This window comes from Pedobacter polaris (assembly GCF_005116505.1).
Taxonomy (GTDB): domain Bacteria; phylum Bacteroidota; class Bacteroidia; order Sphingobacteriales; family Sphingobacteriaceae; genus Pedobacter; species Pedobacter polaris.
This window is the reverse complement of sequence record NZ_SWBR01000005.1, coordinates 208,604-224,134: the sequence shown is the minus strand read 5'-3', so window position 1 is coordinate 224,134 and position 15,531 is coordinate 208,604. Positions and strand designations below refer to the sequence as shown.

At 32.6% G+C, this 15,531-nt stretch carries 14 protein-coding genes; 8 read left to right on the top strand and 6 right to left on the bottom strand.

Going from position 1 to position 15,531, the window contains the following annotated elements; genetic code table 11:
* Nucleotides 1-598: 598 nt before the first annotated feature.
* The gene (locus FA048_RS17750) at nucleotides 599-1,192 is read right to left on the bottom strand and encodes a hypothetical protein (protein ID WP_136843632.1); all 594 of its coding nucleotides are present in this window, start codon (nucleotides 1,190-1,192) and stop codon (nucleotides 599-601) included.
* A 173-nt stretch (nucleotides 1,193-1,365) separates the two neighbouring features.
* Here FA048_RS17750 and FA048_RS17745 point away from each other — a divergent pair, with 173 nt between their 5' ends.
* Entirely contained in the window at nucleotides 1,366-2,238 is an 873-nt protein-coding gene (locus tag FA048_RS17745) for an AraC family transcriptional regulator (protein WP_136843630.1), read from the top strand.
* A gap of 96 nt (nucleotides 2,239-2,334) precedes the next feature.
* Complete coding sequence (locus tag FA048_RS17740) at nucleotides 2,335-4,191, top strand: DNA polymerase III subunit gamma/tau (protein ID WP_136843628.1); 1,857 nt, start codon at nucleotides 2,335-2,337, stop codon at nucleotides 4,189-4,191.
* 59 nt (nucleotides 4,192-4,250) lie between these two features.
* Here FA048_RS17740 and FA048_RS17735 read toward each other — a convergent pair whose 3' ends face one another.
* The 3 genes from FA048_RS17735 to FA048_RS17725 all read right to left on the bottom strand — a co-directional run bounded on the left by FA048_RS17735 (nucleotide 4,251) and on the right by FA048_RS17725 (nucleotide 6,413).
* A complete protein-coding gene (locus FA048_RS17735; RefSeq protein WP_136843626.1) occupies nucleotides 4,251-4,706 on the bottom strand; it encodes a hypothetical protein in 456 nt (151 codons plus the stop codon).
* Between the two features lie 43 nt (nucleotides 4,707-4,749).
* Nucleotides 4,750-5,664: a hypothetical protein gene (locus tag FA048_RS17730; protein ID WP_136843624.1), complete on the bottom strand. Its 915-nt coding sequence runs from the start codon at nucleotides 5,662-5,664 to the stop codon at nucleotides 4,750-4,752.
* Between the two features lie 71 nt (nucleotides 5,665-5,735).
* On the bottom strand, nucleotides 5,736-6,413 hold the full coding sequence (locus FA048_RS17725) for a hypothetical protein (protein ID WP_136843622.1): 678 nt from the start codon (nucleotides 6,411-6,413) through the stop codon (nucleotides 5,736-5,738).
* A gap of 761 nt (nucleotides 6,414-7,174) precedes the next feature.
* On the opposite strand from FA048_RS17725, the gene FA048_RS17720 reads away from it, so the two are divergent.
* The 3 genes from FA048_RS17720 (at nucleotide 7,175) to FA048_RS17710 (ending at nucleotide 9,876) form a co-directional block, all read left to right on the top strand.
* Nucleotides 7,175-7,813 carry a hypothetical protein gene (locus FA048_RS17720; protein WP_136843620.1) on the top strand — a complete coding sequence of 213 codons (639 nt, stop codon included), beginning with the start codon at nucleotides 7,175-7,177 and terminating at the stop codon, nucleotides 7,811-7,813.
* Nucleotides 7,814-8,453: 640 nt separating this feature from the next.
* On the top strand, nucleotides 8,454-9,230 hold the full coding sequence (locus FA048_RS17715; RefSeq protein WP_136843619.1) for a sensor histidine kinase: 777 nt from the start codon (nucleotides 8,454-8,456) through the stop codon (nucleotides 9,228-9,230).
* Between the two features lies 1 nt (nucleotide 9,231).
* Nucleotides 9,232-9,876, top strand: a complete 645-nt coding sequence (locus FA048_RS17710) for a response regulator transcription factor (RefSeq protein ID WP_136843617.1) — start codon at nucleotides 9,232-9,234, stop codon at nucleotides 9,874-9,876.
* Nucleotides 9,877-9,964: 88 nt separating this feature from the next.
* Here FA048_RS17710 and FA048_RS17705 read toward each other — a convergent pair whose 3' ends face one another.
* Together FA048_RS17705 and FA048_RS17700 are read right to left on the bottom strand one after the other, a co-directional pair.
* The gene (locus FA048_RS17705; RefSeq protein WP_136843615.1) at nucleotides 9,965-10,384 is read right to left on the bottom strand and encodes a hypothetical protein; all 420 of its coding nucleotides are present in this window, start codon (nucleotides 10,382-10,384) and stop codon (nucleotides 9,965-9,967) included.
* A 287-nt stretch (nucleotides 10,385-10,671) separates the two neighbouring features.
* Nucleotides 10,672-12,891 (bottom strand): NADP-dependent isocitrate dehydrogenase, encoded by a 2,220-nt coding sequence (locus tag FA048_RS17700; RefSeq protein ID WP_136843614.1) that lies wholly within the window; start codon nucleotides 12,889-12,891, stop codon nucleotides 10,672-10,674.
* 198 nt (nucleotides 12,892-13,089) lie between these two features.
* Between FA048_RS17700 and FA048_RS17695 the strand changes: the two genes are divergently transcribed.
* The 3 genes from FA048_RS17695 to FA048_RS17685 are packed head-to-tail and all read left to right on the top strand — an operon-like array spanning nucleotide 13,090 to nucleotide 15,447.
* The gene (locus FA048_RS17695) at nucleotides 13,090-14,385 is read left to right on the top strand and encodes an alpha/beta hydrolase family protein (protein ID WP_136843612.1); all 1,296 of its coding nucleotides are present in this window, start codon (nucleotides 13,090-13,092) and stop codon (nucleotides 14,383-14,385) included.
* A gap of 52 nt (nucleotides 14,386-14,437) precedes the next feature.
* The gene (locus tag FA048_RS17690; protein ID WP_136843610.1) at nucleotides 14,438-14,941 is read left to right on the top strand and encodes a GNAT family N-acetyltransferase; all 504 of its coding nucleotides are present in this window, start codon (nucleotides 14,438-14,440) and stop codon (nucleotides 14,939-14,941) included.
* 23 nt (nucleotides 14,942-14,964) lie between these two features.
* Nucleotides 14,965-15,447, top strand: a complete 483-nt coding sequence (locus FA048_RS17685; protein ID WP_136843609.1) for a YcxB family protein — start codon at nucleotides 14,965-14,967, stop codon at nucleotides 15,445-15,447.
* Nucleotides 15,448-15,531: the final 84 nt, after the last annotated feature.

Sequence of the window (15,531 nt, the reverse complement as noted above, 5' to 3'; positions counted from 1 at the left end):
TGAGATTATTCTTAAAATCAAAAGGTTAATGAGAAAAATTTAGTGAATGATATCGAAAAGTCCAAGAGTAGGAAATTCTGGGAGATAATTACATAACTTATTGACCATCAATTTAAACGATTGGTAAAAGTTTGTCGGTGGCAATCGGCAATTTCAGTCCCGCTCTCACTTCAATCTTTTTGTGCTTCAACAAGCTCAGCTTAACAAAAAGGATTTCCGTTAAATCGGGTTTATTTAACAAAGGCGGTTGTCCTTGGAATGAACTTTGCCAAGTTCTTATTTTTAGCTCCTAACAAAATTTATCAAGGCTTTTCTTTAGGCCTTATCGTCTTTCTTTGGATAATTTAAAGCAACACTTATTTAGATAGTTTATATAAGTATATGGCAAAACCACCCATCAGCCTAAAAAACACTCTTATCTTACTCATGTTTAATTAATTATACATCAAAGGTCGATAACAATTTTCAATTAAACATCAGTGGTAGCACGTATTTGTGAAAAATACCTACTATTAGGTATGCTGCATCATACTAAAGAAAAAGCAAAAAAAAATGTCTATCTCGTAAGAAATAGACATTTAAAACTAAGTGTAGTAGCTTATTTTATCGAAAGCGTTTCAATAAATTCTTGATCTTTAGCTCTAACAATAAATGTAAGTTCTTTTGCTTCACTCTTCTCAGTATTGAATTTTTTCATAAACTTAGCTTTACTTGCAAAAACTTTAGCATAAAGTTCTTCATTGTACTCGTTTAAGATTTTAACTTCAATTGGTCCACTTGGCGCATTATCCATATTAAGTGTAATCACATTATTTTCTTTAGTTAAAACAGGCTTAAAAAACTCTGTAATTACGGCATCAGAAACTAATGTTTTGCCATTTTCTATAGTAACTTGGTATTCAATTAGTTTTTTATCATTCTCAATTTTCACAGTATAATTTCCATCAGGAAAAGCTTCTAAATTATAAACTTTCGTTAAAGGTCTTACTGCATGAATTTTTTGTTCATAAATTACCCCATCGTACAAACTATGAATGGATAAATTAACATCCTGAGCCTCTTCTATTAAAAAAACAATTGACTTTTCATCTCCATTCTTCACTTTTAGTGAAAAATCATCATAATTTGCGAATGCAACAGTAGAAGTTAATAAGATAACTGCTAAAAGACTAGTTTTTAATAAATTTTTCATAATATGATTGCTTAAAAGAGTTAATAAATAATTGTTAAACAAAAATACTACTGATTATCACGCTAATTTTATGGCATATTTTCCAATATCTATGCAAAATTACCCCAATAACTATTTTGTTTACGTTAAATTAACAATAGACCATAATTTTTAAGTTAATTTTGCATTAGAATATGAAAAAGATAAGGCCAAGTTTCGAAATTGTTGAACCTTCTTTTGGGAGTTCTTTCTCTTATTCTAAATACGTAACTAACGCCAACAATAAGGCTCATTTATGGCACTATCACCCAGAAATTGAGATGGTATTTGTAAATGGCGGTGCTGGCAAACGCCAAATTGGGAGTCATATTTCATACTATACCGAAGGCGATTTGATATTAATAGGCACTAATTTGCCTCATTGTGGTTTTACCGATGAAACCACTGGTAACAAAAATGAGGTTGTAATACAAATGAAACCGGATTTTTTAGGCACCGACTTTCTATCACTTAAAGAAACTAAAGGTATTGCCAACTTATTCGAAAAAGCTAAATATGGTATTGCTTTTGGCAAAGACACCATGAAACTTGTTGGACATACCTTAGAAAAAATGAATAGTTTATGGTCATTCGAGAAATTACTAGCGCTTTTAAGTGTACTACGAGAACTTGAACAAGCTTCTGATTATACCTTGTTAAATGCTCAAAATTTCTCTTTAGAAATGCAAGTTCAAGACAATGACAGAATTAACATGGTTTTCAACTATGTTAAGGATCATTTTTTAGAAGAAATTAGCCTAGAAGACATTGCAGAGATGTCAAGCATGACAGTGCCTTCGTTTTGTAGGTATTTTAAAAAGATCACCAAAAAAACCTTTACCAAATTTGTAAACGAATATAGAATTGTACATGCTTCTAAATTGTTAGCCGAAAAACCAATTAGCATCGCAAATATTAGCTACGAAAGCGGTTTCAATAACTTTAGTCACTTTAACAAGCTATTTAAAGAGTTTACAGGGAAAAGCGCTTCTCAATACCGAAAGGAATTGAAATCTATGATTAAATAAAAGCAACAAATTTTGGAACTACTTATCTGGTAGTAATTTTTCAACATTCCAAATTTGAACCCTTACAACAACTAAAATTTTCCTATTTTCGTTGCGATGGAAAATTTTATTGTTTCGGCTCGTAAATATCGCCCTGCTACGTTTGAAACCGTAGTTGGACAACAGCATATTACGGGAACTTTAAAAAACGCCATCAAGAATAATCAATTGGCCCAGGCATTTTTGTTTTGTGGACCACGTGGTGTAGGTAAAACAACTTGCGCCCGTATCCTTGCCAAAACAATTAACTGTACAAACTTAACACCAGAACAAGAAGCCTGTGGTACTTGTGAAAGTTGTGTTTCTTTTCAGACCGGGCATTCTTTTAATTTCCATGAATTAGATGCCGCTTCTAACAACTCTGTTGATGACATTAGAAGTTTAATTGAACAGGTTAGGATACCTCCGCAAGCAGGCAAGTATAAAATCTATATCATAGATGAGGTTCACATGCTTTCGGCAAATGCTTTTAATGCATTTTTGAAAACGCTGGAAGAACCGCCAAGCTACGCCATCTTTATATTGGCAACTACCGAAAAGCACAAGATTTTGCCAACCATTTTATCACGTTGTCAGATTTTTGATTTCAACAGAATTCAGGTAGAAGATATTGCATCTCACTTAAACAAAATTGCAGTTCGTGAGAACATCGCTGTAGAAGCTGATGGTTTACATATTATTGCTCAAAAAGCGGATGGCGGTTTGCGTGATGCGCTTTCTATGTTCGACCAAATTGTAAGTTATACCAACAAAAATTTAACTTATAAATCAGTAATCGACAACCTAAATATTTTAGATTATGATTACTATTTTAAACTAACTGACTATTTAAGTAGTGGCGATGTTAGCAAAGCTTTATTATTATTTAATGAGATTTTAAATAATGGTTTTGATGGCAACAATTTCATTAACGGATTAGCTAGCCATTTTAGAAATTTATTAGTTGGTAAAGACGCACAAACTATTCAACTTTTAGAAGTAAGCGAGAATATTAAACAAAAATACCTTGCACAAAGTAAGTCTGCTGACCTAGGTTTTATTCTTACGGCTTTAAATTTAGCCAATCAGTGCGATCTAATTTATAAAAACAGTAAAAACCAACGGTTGCAAGTAGAACTATCGCTCATTAAAATGTGCCATATTCCTTCGGTAATCCAACTTGCAAATCAATCCACAGCAACTGACTTAGATCAGGATAAAAAAAAAACTTTAATTAAGTCTGAAAGCAAAGAAGTCCGGAAGACCGAAAGTCTGGAAGGCGGAAGGTTGGAAAGCTTGAGTGTTGAAAGTGCGACCATTACCGATCTAAAAGATTTTGTTGAAAAAGAAGATTTACATGATTTGCCAGATCATTTAGATATTCCACTTCCTACCCAAGCTCCAGTTAATACCAAACCCCTTACCCCCTTAAAAGCAACCACAGGCTCCATTAAAATTCAGCCACTAAATACACAAAATGTTACTTCTTTAATTCCTTCACTTACAGACTTAGAAAGAATTGCTACCGCTGAAGAAGATAAAGGCCCTCAATATATTTCAGGAAACGAGAAGCAAGAGTTTACGCCAGAAAAACTTTTAGAACTATGGAAAGTTTATACACAAAAGGCAAATGATGAACATAAGATTCATTTGTTTACTTTGATGAATAATGATCCAATTATAGAAGGAACTGAAATTACGGTATTGGTTGAAAATTCTGCTTTAGAAAGTACCTTACAAAATGAAAAAGTAGAATTACTTAACTTTTTAAGAAGTGCACTAAAGAATTTTGATCTTCAGATCACCACCAAAAGAGCTGAGAGTACCGCTAAAAAGCGAATTTATACCAACAAAGACAAGTACACTCACATGGTTGATAAAAATCCGCAGTTGGAAGAATTGAGAAGAAGATTTAACCTAGATATTAACCCTTAAACAGTTTAAAGTTTAACTTTAATAAAGCAACTCCAGAGCAAGTCCCATAGTATTCTCTACTAATAACTAATTCTACGGTTAAATAATGTATCAAGCTTAGTTGTAAGTGCAAATCTAGTACCATCAGTTTTTATTTTTCTATTATACGTTTGTATAGAAAAATCAATATTTCTATAAGATGGATATTGTTTAAATAAGTATAAAGCAATGGATCTAGACCCAGCTTCTAAATAAAGCGTATCTCTAACCATTTGTTGAATTGAAGAGTTAACCCTAACTGCATTTATGGGTAAAACTAGTTTCTCCAAACCTGAATCCTTTGCAATTATTGTATTTCTCGAGGGGTTAGCAGGTTCTACTAAGCTAATATCGCTTTTAATAAATTGATAATTATTAGATTTACTTGTAAAAAACCCATACTGCCAGTTTAATCTTGTTACTCTAAAAACAAAAGATTGGGCAACTGAAAGTTCATAGCAGTTAATATTTTTATCAATCCAGACACTAACTTTCATTATCGATAAAAAAACGATTAACAATATTATTCGAAAAGTAATTTTATATGCTTTTATCATGTTCTTTAATTTTAAAATCAACAAAAATTGCTGGATACCAGCAAACTATATTTAGTATAATTAGTAGCACTCCAAAAAATAACAAGTCCATAAAAAGTCCAATAAACAAATGCATTGATATGATTATGACTATTATATATAATCTAGTTTTCTTAAACCACACGAGTATAAAATATAATGATTCCATAAATACCACCATAATTCCAAAAAAGGCATAGAAGAGAATACTTTGATCTTTTGGGAAAAAATTTGTTGTCATTATGGTTGGGTCGTTGCTAAGGAAATAAATAAATCTTCCATTCCACCAGTTTAGCATAAATGCTTTCTCAAACCCAGCCGACATATAGGTTATAATTAAATATAGCTGCAATACCCTGACACAAATTTGCTTAATCTCGCTAAGGCTATGGTAACTATCTTTTTTGATTAACGATAAACTATAACCCGTTGGAAATATGGTAAGGAAAAAAAAACAGACTGATTGATAAATATCTACCCCAAATGCGAAAGAAGACATTACATTGGTAATTAGCGTAAAGGTAATTAGGCAAACAATAGCTGATAACCTTGTCCAAACCCCCAACAATAATGTAATAAGGCTTAAAAAATATAGTGTAAGAATTGTAATCATTACATATTGGGGCGGGACATTTAAAAAATCGGCTATTTTTTGTGGATGACACTCAAACCAAAGTGCATTTGCATTAGAAACCTCCCAGTTAACTATACCGTTTGGCGCAAAAAAAACATCGTAATCTAACACCAAAGTAAACATCGAAATAATTGCAAAAGCTGCTACTAAAATTCTAAATACCTCTAATTGGTTAGCACTATAGCAATAGGTAATGTTATAAAAAACATTATCCTTCAAAACACTTTTAATTTTATATGAGTTCATTTTTAGTATTTTATATTAGTTAAATAACATTAATATAGTGTAGAGTTGCATCTACACTATATTGGCGAATTTTAGTTCAATCCTTTTTTAGCAAGGATTGCATTTAATTGGTTAAAACGTTCTTCTCCTAATTTTGACTTAAGCAAATCACCACTTTGTTTATAAACCCACCATTTTTCGTTAGCAGCCAAAACTGCATTAGCTGCAAGTCCAGGCATCCCGCTAAAACCACCCCTTGCTGTAGATTTCAATTGTCCAACCTTGTCTGGCGTAACAACTGCCAATTGTCCCTTCTCACCTAATACTGCTGTAAAGTTTCTACCCAAAACTTTCTGCATTTGTTGTTGCTCTGCTCTAGTAAATGCTACTGTTTTTTCAACCGCATTGATATTTAATCCTTTTTTGGTAAGGATTTTATTTAATTGGTTAAAACGTTCTTCTCCCAATTTTGACTTAAGCAAATCGCCACTTTGTTTGTAAACCCACCATTTTTCGTTAGCAGCCAAAATTGCATTAGCAGCAAGCCCAGGCATCCCCTTAAAACTACCCTTTGATGTAGATGTCAATTGTCCAACTTTGTCTGGTGTAACAACTGCCAATTGTCCCTTCTCACCTAATACTGCTGTGAAATCATTACCCAGAATTCTTTGCATTTGTTGTTGCTCCGCTTTAGTAAATTTTACTCCTCTTTGCGAAAATGCAACTGTACTAAAAGCCAATGCGATTAGTAGTAGAATTGATTTTTTCATTTTATTTAGATTTAATTTTTACTCCTACTCTTTTAAGGATTTTCGGAATACTCCTTTTAGTTATAATATATTTATGAGTTCATTTATAAAAGCATCGCCTAAAGAATAAATGATTGCTTATCACAAATCTGCACCACTATTCATTCGTAATCAATGTGCATAAAGCTGTATTTTTTTGTTTGCTTAACGGTAAATTTTACCGTTGTTTAACTGCATTAAAGAGTATTAATAAGCATCGAAAGCATAAAATGGGCTTAATCAATAAAGCTTAAATACGCTTATTGAAAAGAAAAACCTCAATTGGAAAGTTTATAAAAACCTTATTTTAATCGGTTCTGACAGAGCTTTCTGAAATAGAGAAGAAGGAGTTTAGCATGAGATAAAGTATAGCCAACTTTTCAGGGATAATCTTTGGTAGGTATAATATTTTATAGTTTATAAAATATGGTTTTGCAAAATTCTATTTTCATTTGCACCAAGTTCATAAACTGTTTCATTCGCCTCAAGTTTTTTTTCATCAATTCTATTTTATAAAAACTGTACTACTAAAATTTGTAAACCGTATTATACTTTACAAAGCTGCAATACTGTGAGGTCTCTACCAAAGTGTATAAAACTGAATTTTGATGTTTAAACAACGGTAAAATTTACCGTTGTTTAACGATAGTAAAAACGAGTTAATGCCCCTAGTTTTCTTAACTAAACCTTCTCTATTTTGTATAATTAAAAAGTATATTTATTATATAATTCAAATCAATAAAATGGAAAAGAAACATCTAACTCTCATTATTGTGGTACTTATTATCGCTTTTGGTGTATATGCTTACTACTATCCACCAAAAAAAACAGATTCCAACCCTAATCCACCCAGTTCTAAGCCAAGTACATTACGGGTTAGTTTAATACAAGAAATGACTAATAATTATAGGCAAACCCAACTTAAAGCCATAGATAACGTTGTGGAAAACGATGCAAATTCTATTTTATTCGATATACCTACGCTCAAAAAATTCATTAATGACATTGAAAGTAATGTAAAACATAACCAACCAGGGGTAAATAACAAACTGGCTATAAGAATGTACTATGCAGCATATCCATTAAATACAAAGTGGTCTAGACCGGGGTATGAAAATTTGGAAAAACTACTAAGCAATGATATTACTAGACTTTACGAAAGAAAACACACTTTAATTCTATTGCCAGTAATTAAAAATGCGAGAGGCATTTATGCTGATTTTAATCCTTTAGATATTAATACTTACGAAGGATTTATAAAGAAACCCGCAAAGCAAATGAGTTTTTTGATGGTAAAAGATGAAAGAGATGATATAGAAGTGATGTCATTAAATCATGGACAAATAATACCTCCAGTATCGAGGGAGGGGCAAGCTTTTTAATCACAATGGTATTAATTAGCAATACCCAAAAAATATTGAGCGAAACACTGATTTGGCTTCAATTTTTAACAGCTCTTGTTGCTTTATTTCATTACCCTAAACTCAAAAAAAGTTATTGGAAATGGTTTATTGTTTATTGTTGTGCTATTTTTCTTATGGAGGTATTTGCAAAATTAGGACTAAAAAATTATCCATCGTACATAAGTAAGTACTATGATTTTTTTGTTATACCAATTGAGTTTGTGTTTTTTTATTGGCTATATGCAATAAAATCGTTAAATAGACAAAAGTTGTTTTGGATTATTACAGGTTTATTTTGCATTTCGTTTTTACCATATTTTACAATTATTCATAAGCCAAGCATGATGCTGTCTTTAAGCTATACAGTTGGTACGGTACTACTGATGTTTTTAGTTATTTTAGAAATTTTTAAACAAATAAAATCAGACAAAATACTCTTATTCCGTACAAATTATATGTTCTATATTAATATTGGTATTATACTGTTTTATGTAGGAACCTTACCATTTTTTTCATTTTATAATTTATTGCTAAACGAACCGAATTTATGGAGCAACTACTATACTTTTTTCCTGATCGCTAACCAGTTGATGTACCTATTATTTACCGCAGCTTTTATATGGGGCAAACCGAATATTTATTAGTTATTATTTTATTTAATGTTTTTTTGGTTGCATTTATTGTGGCTGTTATCTCCTTTGTGGTTCAATATAAAAACAAAAAAAAAGAGAGTGTAAACCAATTACAGCAACAACATGTTTTGCATCAAAAGGAATTGTTGGCTACACAAATAGAAATACAAACCCAAACCATGCAGCACATTGGCCGAGAAATACACGACAATGTTGGCCAAAAACTTACTTTGGCAAGTTTATACACCCAACAATTGGTTTTTGAAAACGAAGCTTTACCAATAAATGATAAAATTACTGGAATTGGAGAATTAATAAATGATGCTTTGTCTGAATTAAGGCATTTATCTAAGTCTTTGACGGATGACCATATAGATACAAATGATATTTCTATTTTACTGAAAGAAGAATTTGCTAAAATTAAGGTGCTAAAAAAATATAAACTTAATTTAACGGTTAATTTTGAGTCGGTACTGCTAAATTATCAAACTAAAAGTTTACTGTTAAGGATAGTACAAGAATTTATACAAAATAGCATTAAACATGCTTCCTGTAAAACAATTTCGACAAGTTTAGTTAAAAATGATAATCAATTAACACTAACTTTAAGTGATGATGGCAAAGGCTTTAATACCGAAAAATTGATAAGCAAGGGTATTGGCTTAATTAATATAAAAAAAAGAATAGCCTTAATTGGAGGTAGTTACCATATGTTAAGTAAAGAAGGGAATGGAACAAAATTAACCATCGAAATTTCGATATAAAATGAAGACTAGTATTGTAATTGTTGATGACCATATTTTAATTGCAAAGGCATTGAGCGGTATTTTAGCGAATTTCGAGCAATTTGAGGTGCTTTACGAATGTGAGAACGGTAAAGAATTGCAAGAAAGATGTCAGCACCCTAAAAATGTACCCAACGTGGTATTGTTAGATATTAGCATGCCAATAATGGATGGTTTTGAAACTGCAGCTTGGCTTAAAGAAACCTATCCTGAAGTGTTAATTATGGCATTAAGTATGCAAGACGATGAGCATAGCCTTATTAAAATGATAAAAAGTGGTGCTAAGGGGTATTTACTAAAAAATGTACATCCAACAGTATTGGCCGATGCCCTAAATCATTTAGTTAAAAATGGACATTATTATCCAGAATGGGCTGCAAGCAAAGTATTTTCCAGTATTTGTAACGAAGACAAGCAATCTGATAAAAAAGATCTTTTTAATAATAGAGAAAAAACATTTTTACGATTTACAGTAACCGAAATGAGTTACAAAGAAATTGCAAACCAAATGAACTGTAGTACAAGAACTGTTGAAGGTTACAGAGATAGTTTATTTGAAAAATTAGAACTAAAAACACGTGTAGGTTTAGCAGTGTATGCAATTAAAAATGGGTTCGACAGTTAAGCTGTTGAACCCATTTATGCATTATAAAACAAGCAGTTACCTATTTTAAACTTTCAGCTAATTTATCATCAATTTTTATAATCCAGTTTTAACCTGCATTCGGCGCATCATTTTTAGGATAACCTTCTTCATCTAAGTCATCTCTAAAATCTTCTTCTGTACGGGCTAAAAGCTCATCTTCTGGACTTAACAAAACGCTTTCGCCTCTATTATCGATATGCATTCCCAACTCTTCTAATTTATCATTCACTTTTTCGACATCAGTTGCATATTCATCTCCAACATACGGGTTTGCTTCATCGAAAGTAGAATTATCATCTACGGAGCCAGCTGCAACAGTTTCATAAGGCATAGGATGATCGTAATCCTTTTCATCACCTTTTACATCTAACTCATAACTTTGCTTTACCTCATCAAAAGACAAGTCGTTAAAATCTTTGGTCTCCCCCAAATCGCTTGGATGTAATTTATCATTTGATGGTTTATGATTTTGATTTTCTGTACTCATGGTATTTCGATTATTTGTATGAATATAACGAAAGGGATTGGAAATTTGTTTTTAGAAATTTTACCACAGATAAAAAATATCTGTGGTAATCTGTGCGTATCTGTGGGTAAAAAATTGAAAACAAAAAAAGTCGTAGCGAGAAGCTACCACTAGTAATTGTTGGAAAATTTAACCACAGATAAAAAATCTTATGGTAATCCATTCGTATCTGGTTAAAAATTGAAAATAAAAAAGTCGTAGCGAGATGCTACGACTAGTAATTGCTATGATAAGTAATTTGTTTTACCTTATAGAGAAGCCAAAGTAGTATTCAAAGTCTCGCTTGGACGCATAGCTTTAAATGCTAACTCATCATTTGGATGATAGTAACCACCAATATTTTGAGGCTTGCCTTGTGAACCTATCAATTCTTCGGCAATTTTAGTTTCGTTTTCGCTTAATGCTTTAGCCAATGGCGCAAATCTAGCTTGTAGATCAGCGTCCTTTGTTTGCTTAGCTAACTCTTGAGCCCAATATAAAGCTAAATAAAAGTGAGAGCCACGATTGTCAACAGTTCCCAATTTTCTACCTGGAGATTTATCATTTGCTAAAAATAATGCATTCGCCTCATCAAGCGCATCAGCTAAAACTTGTGCTTTCGGGTTGTTTTGTGTTTGTGCCAAATGCTCTAAAGAAGCCTGAAGCGCTAAAAACTCTCCAAGAGAATCCCAACGTAAATAACCTTCTTCAATAAATTGTTCGATGTGTTTTGGAGCAGAACCACCAGCACCAGTTTCGAACAAACCACCACCATTCATTAATGGCACAATAGATAACATTTTTGCAGAAGTTCCCAATTCTAAAATTGGGAATAAATCTGTTAAATAATCACGCAATACGTTACCTGTTACCGAGATTGTATCTAATCCTTTTCTAATTCTGTCTAAAGTAAATTTAGTCGCTTCTACCGGAGAAAGAATTTGAATGTCTAATCCATTGGTATCATGGTCAGCTAAATATTTTTTCACTTTCGCAATGATTTCTCTATCGTGTGCCCTATTTTCATCTAGCCAAAAAATTGCTGGTGTAGCCGATAAGCGAGCTCTATTTACTGCTAATTTTACCCAATCCTGAATTGGTGCATCTTTAGTTTGGCACATACGGAAGATATCGCCAGTTTCTACTTTTTGATCAAAGAAAACTTTACCATCCGCATCAGTTACACGGATTGTTCCATTTGCTTTAGCTTGGAAAGTTTTATCGTGAGAACCGTATTCTTCTGCTTTTTGCGCCATTAAACCTACATTAGGTACAGAACCCATTGTAGTTACATCAAAAGCTCCATGAGTTTTACAGTCATCAATTGTTGCAGTGTATACACCAGCATAACAACGGTCAGGAATTAAAGCTGTAGTATCTTGAGCTTTACCAGCTGCATTCCACATTTGTCCAGAAGTACGGATCATTGCAGGCATAGAAGCATCAACAATTACATCTGATGGTACGTGAAGATTGGTAATTCCTTTATCAGAATTCACCATTGCCAATGCCGGACCATTTTCAATTGCTTTAGCTAAATCAGCCTCTACCTCAGCTTGTTTAGAATTTCCTGCAATTTTCGCATAAATATCTCCTAAACCATTGCTAGTTTCTATGTTTAGTTCTTTAAATAAAGCTGCATATTTTGTAAATACATCAGCGAAGTAAACTTCTACAATTGCACCAAAAATAAGCGGATCAGAAACTTTCATCATCGTTGCTTTTAAGTGAGCAGATAATAATGTTCCTTCAGCTCTAGTTGCTACAATTTCTTTAGCCACAAATGCTTTTAAAGCAGCTAAACTTAAAGCAGAACTATCAATAACCTCACCTGCTTTTAAAGCAGCTAAACCTTTTAATTCTGTTACAGCTCCATCTTCAGCTACAAATTCTATTTTAAATTGAGTGGCATCAGCTATAGTTACAGATTTCTCTGAACCATAAAAATCACCTTCGCTCATACTTGCAACACGAGTTTTTGAATCTGCAGACCAAGCACCCATTGAATGTGGATTAACCTTTGCATAATTTTTAACCGCTTTAGGCGCTCTTCTATCTGAGTTACCTTCACGTAAAACAGGGTTTACTGCAGACCCTAATACTTTACCATATTTAGCTTTGATGGCTTTTTCTTCATCAGTTTGTGCATTATCTGGGTAATTAGGCAATGCATAACCTTGAGCTTGTAATTCTGTAATTGCACCAACTAACTGCGGGATAGAAGCAGAAATATTTGGCAATTTAATAATGTTTGCCTCTGGAGTTGTTGCCAACGCACCAAGTTCAGCTAAAGCATCACCTATTTTTTGATCGTCTTTTAAATATTCTGGGAAGTTTGCTAAAATTCTTCCTGCCAATGAAATATCTCTGGTTTCTACATCAATACCTGCCGAAGCAGTAAAAGCTTGCACAATTGGTAATAAGGAATAGGTTGCCAACATTGGCGCCTCGTCTGTTTTGGTGTAGATAATCTTCGATGTATTTGACATAATTTTGGTATTTATTTAGGTGGAACTGGGCATGAAATTAACCCTTTTCTTAAAATCGCATAAAGATAAAATAATCAGATGAAATTAAAGACATTGATTTGTTAATTAAGCATTTTGAGTAAAAGATATTCTAATTTAATAATAAGATGTAACCTTAATTTAAAGCTAGTCGTCCTATAGTACAATCAAATCTATTGTATGTTTTATAAATATCTTTTTGTGCTTGTCTTCTTTGTAACTGAGATAAGTTCTGCGCAGCTAAAATCAATTCAGAGGAATGAATTATATCAATATGAAGGTACTTACGATTTTGGGAATGGACAGCGCATTACGCTTGGAATTTTCGATGAATTAAATCAAAGCTTGGTTTATCTAGACCTTAAAACTTTAAAAATTGGAGTGCTTATTCCTGTTTCATCAAATACATTTAGGGATATGAATGATAGCACGAAAACATTTGCTTTCACTTCAAAAAACAGCCAAATTGATGGTTTAGAGATAGTCGAGCATACTATAAGATCTTCGGGTAAAAGAGTAGCTCCACATCAAGTAGAATCAATATCATTTCAAAGTGGCAAAAATATAATCAAAGGAGATCTTTACTTGCCACAAGGAGAAGGTAAGCATCCTGTTGTTGTATTTGCCCATGGCTCAGGCCCATCAACAAGAGGTGTAGGATTTTTTACCACCTTTTTTCTGCAACTAGGAATTGGTGTACTCACATTCGACAAACAGGGCGCTGGGGAATCAACAGGCGACTGGGAAACTGCTAGCTTCGACGAATTAGCCAATGACCTAGTTGCTGGTGTTAAATTCTTAAACGGTCAAAAAAATATCAATCAGAAAAAGATAGGAATAATGGGAAATAGCCAAGGTGGGTGGACCGGAAGTATGGCTGCATCCAAAATAAAAGATCTTGCTTTTATGGTAATGAGGGTTGGATCAGGAGAAAATGTACGCCAAACAATTAGCCATGAATACAAAGGCTCCTTAATAGCCGATGGTTTTGATCCCGCAGCCATACAAGAGATTATGAAAATGTACCATGACAATTGGGAGCTGGCTGCTAATGGCAAAACATGGCAAGAAGGCAACCAACAAATAACTAGCTATAAACATAAAGATTGGTTCAAAAAAGTATATCCAACAGAAAGAACGCCAACTGAAAGTGCATTAAAATGGTGGGCATGGTTAAACAAAAATTTAGGTTATGACAGTTTTACCTATCTAAAAACCATCCAAAGCCCTACCTTATGGTTAATGGGAGAAAAAGATTGGAACATAAATTCGCAGAAAAGCTATCCTAAAATTAAATCTGCCTTGCAATTGGCGCATAATAACGACTTCACAGTTTCTATTGTTCCTAATATGGCACATAATGGAATGGTTGCAAAAAGTGGATACTATAACGAACCTTTAAGCTTTGAATATGCTGCAGGGTTTTGGGATAGACTAGAAAAATGGCTAATTGATAGAAAGATTGGCAAAAGGTAGTCTAATTTTTTAAATCCTATTTTGGTTCAAGATATTTGTTATTTTTGATCAAATGATCTCAAGTCAAAATCTTATTTTAAAACCTCTTTCTCACAATCAGCTGATCAAATATATTGCAAATGATGATTCATTAGAAAGAGAACTCAAGTTAAACCCAACAAAAAAAGTAATTTCTCCAGAGCTCAGGGAAGCATTAGCCGAAACCATTTTGCCAAATGTAGCTGATACAGGCAAAAACCATCTCTTTTCTACTTTGTGGACAATTATTCTAAAAGCAGAAAGCAGAATGGTTGGCGATATTTGCTTTGTAGGTGAGCCTACGGAAGATGGAGAAATAGAAATAGGCTATGGCACCTATGAAAATTTTAGAGGAAAAGGCTACATGACCGAAGCCGTAGCTTGTATCATTGACTGGGCAAAAAGGCAAGATAATGTAAAATCTATTTTCGCCCAAACGGCTAAAGATAATCCAGCTTCTTGGCACATTTTAGAGAAAAATAATTTCGAAAAAGTAAATGAGGATGGAAACTTATTGAGTTGGCGATTAAAGTTTTAATAGATTTGTAATTAAAAATAAAAATGACCTTTTACAACAAAATTGAATTCAATGATTATTTGAAATTGAATTATGTAATATTTTACAAAAAGATTGGATCAATACTAACATTACTTCTTGGAATTGTGTTTATTACTATTTCAATAATTGATTTTTTTGGAATTTATGACATTATAGAAGGCTATCCAACTTATCAACCGATATTGGGTTTAGCTATTGTTTTTTTAATGCCTTTGGCAATATATTTTACAGCCAAAAAGAATTTTAAGAATTATGAAGTTCTAAATGGTGCAAATGAATATCAATTTGACAATGAAAATTTAAGAATAATTGGGTCTAACTTTAATTCCGAAATTAAATTAAACTCTCTTTATAAAGTAGAAGAACTTAATGATTGGTTCATCATACATCTAGCAAAAGGTTCTTCAAATTTAATCACAAAAAAAGCACTAAAAGAGGAACAAATTTCAGCACTTCGCGAAATATTTAAAAAATCTAATTTGTAGACCTACCCTCTCAGTTCGTTTATTTCGCAACAAAATGAATACATCACTTATTAATGCAGTAAACAGAAAAACAACTTCTAAATT

Bases quoted from the DNA above. Each gene is read 5' to 3' on its own strand.
- FA048_RS17730 (WP_136843624.1), bottom strand. From the start codon at position 5,664: ATGAACTCATATAAAATTAAAAGTGTTTTGAAGGATAATGTTTTTTAT.
- FA048_RS17745 (WP_136843630.1), top strand. From the start codon at position 1,366: ATGAAAAAGATAAGGCCAAGTTTCGAAATTGTTGAACCTTCTTTTGGG.
- FA048_RS17720 (WP_136843620.1), top strand. From the start codon at position 7,175: ATGGAAAAGAAACATCTAACTCTCATTATTGTGGTACTTATTATCGCT.
- FA048_RS17725 (WP_136843622.1), bottom strand. From the start codon at position 6,413: ATGAAAAAATCAATTCTACTACTAATCGCATTGGCTTTTAGTACAGTT.
- FA048_RS17740 (WP_136843628.1), top strand. From the start codon at position 2,335: ATGGAAAATTTTATTGTTTCGGCTCGTAAATATCGCCCTGCTACGTTT.
- FA048_RS17735 (WP_136843626.1), bottom strand. From the start codon at position 4,706: ATGAAAGTTAGTGTCTGGATTGATAAAAATATTAACTGCTATGAACTT.
- FA048_RS17750 (WP_136843632.1), bottom strand. From the start codon at position 1,192: ATGAAAAATTTATTAAAAACTAGTCTTTTAGCAGTTATCTTATTAACT.
- FA048_RS17705 (WP_136843615.1), bottom strand. From the start codon at position 10,384: ATGAGTACAGAAAATCAAAATCATAAACCATCAAATGATAAATTACAT.
- FA048_RS17710 (WP_136843617.1), top strand. From the start codon at position 9,232: ATGAAGACTAGTATTGTAATTGTTGATGACCATATTTTAATTGCAAAG.
- FA048_RS17695 (WP_136843612.1), top strand. From the start codon at position 13,090: ATGTTTTATAAATATCTTTTTGTGCTTGTCTTCTTTGTAACTGAGATA.
- FA048_RS17700 (WP_136843614.1), bottom strand. From the start codon at position 12,891: ATGTCAAATACATCGAAGATTATCTACACCAAAACAGACGAGGCGCCA.
- FA048_RS17685 (WP_136843609.1), top strand. From the start codon at position 14,965: ATGACCTTTTACAACAAAATTGAATTCAATGATTATTTGAAATTGAAT.
- FA048_RS17690 (WP_136843610.1), top strand. From the start codon at position 14,438: ATGATCTCAAGTCAAAATCTTATTTTAAAACCTCTTTCTCACAATCAG.
- FA048_RS17715 (WP_136843619.1), top strand. From the start codon at position 8,454: ATGGGGCAAACCGAATATTTATTAGTTATTATTTTATTTAATGTTTTT.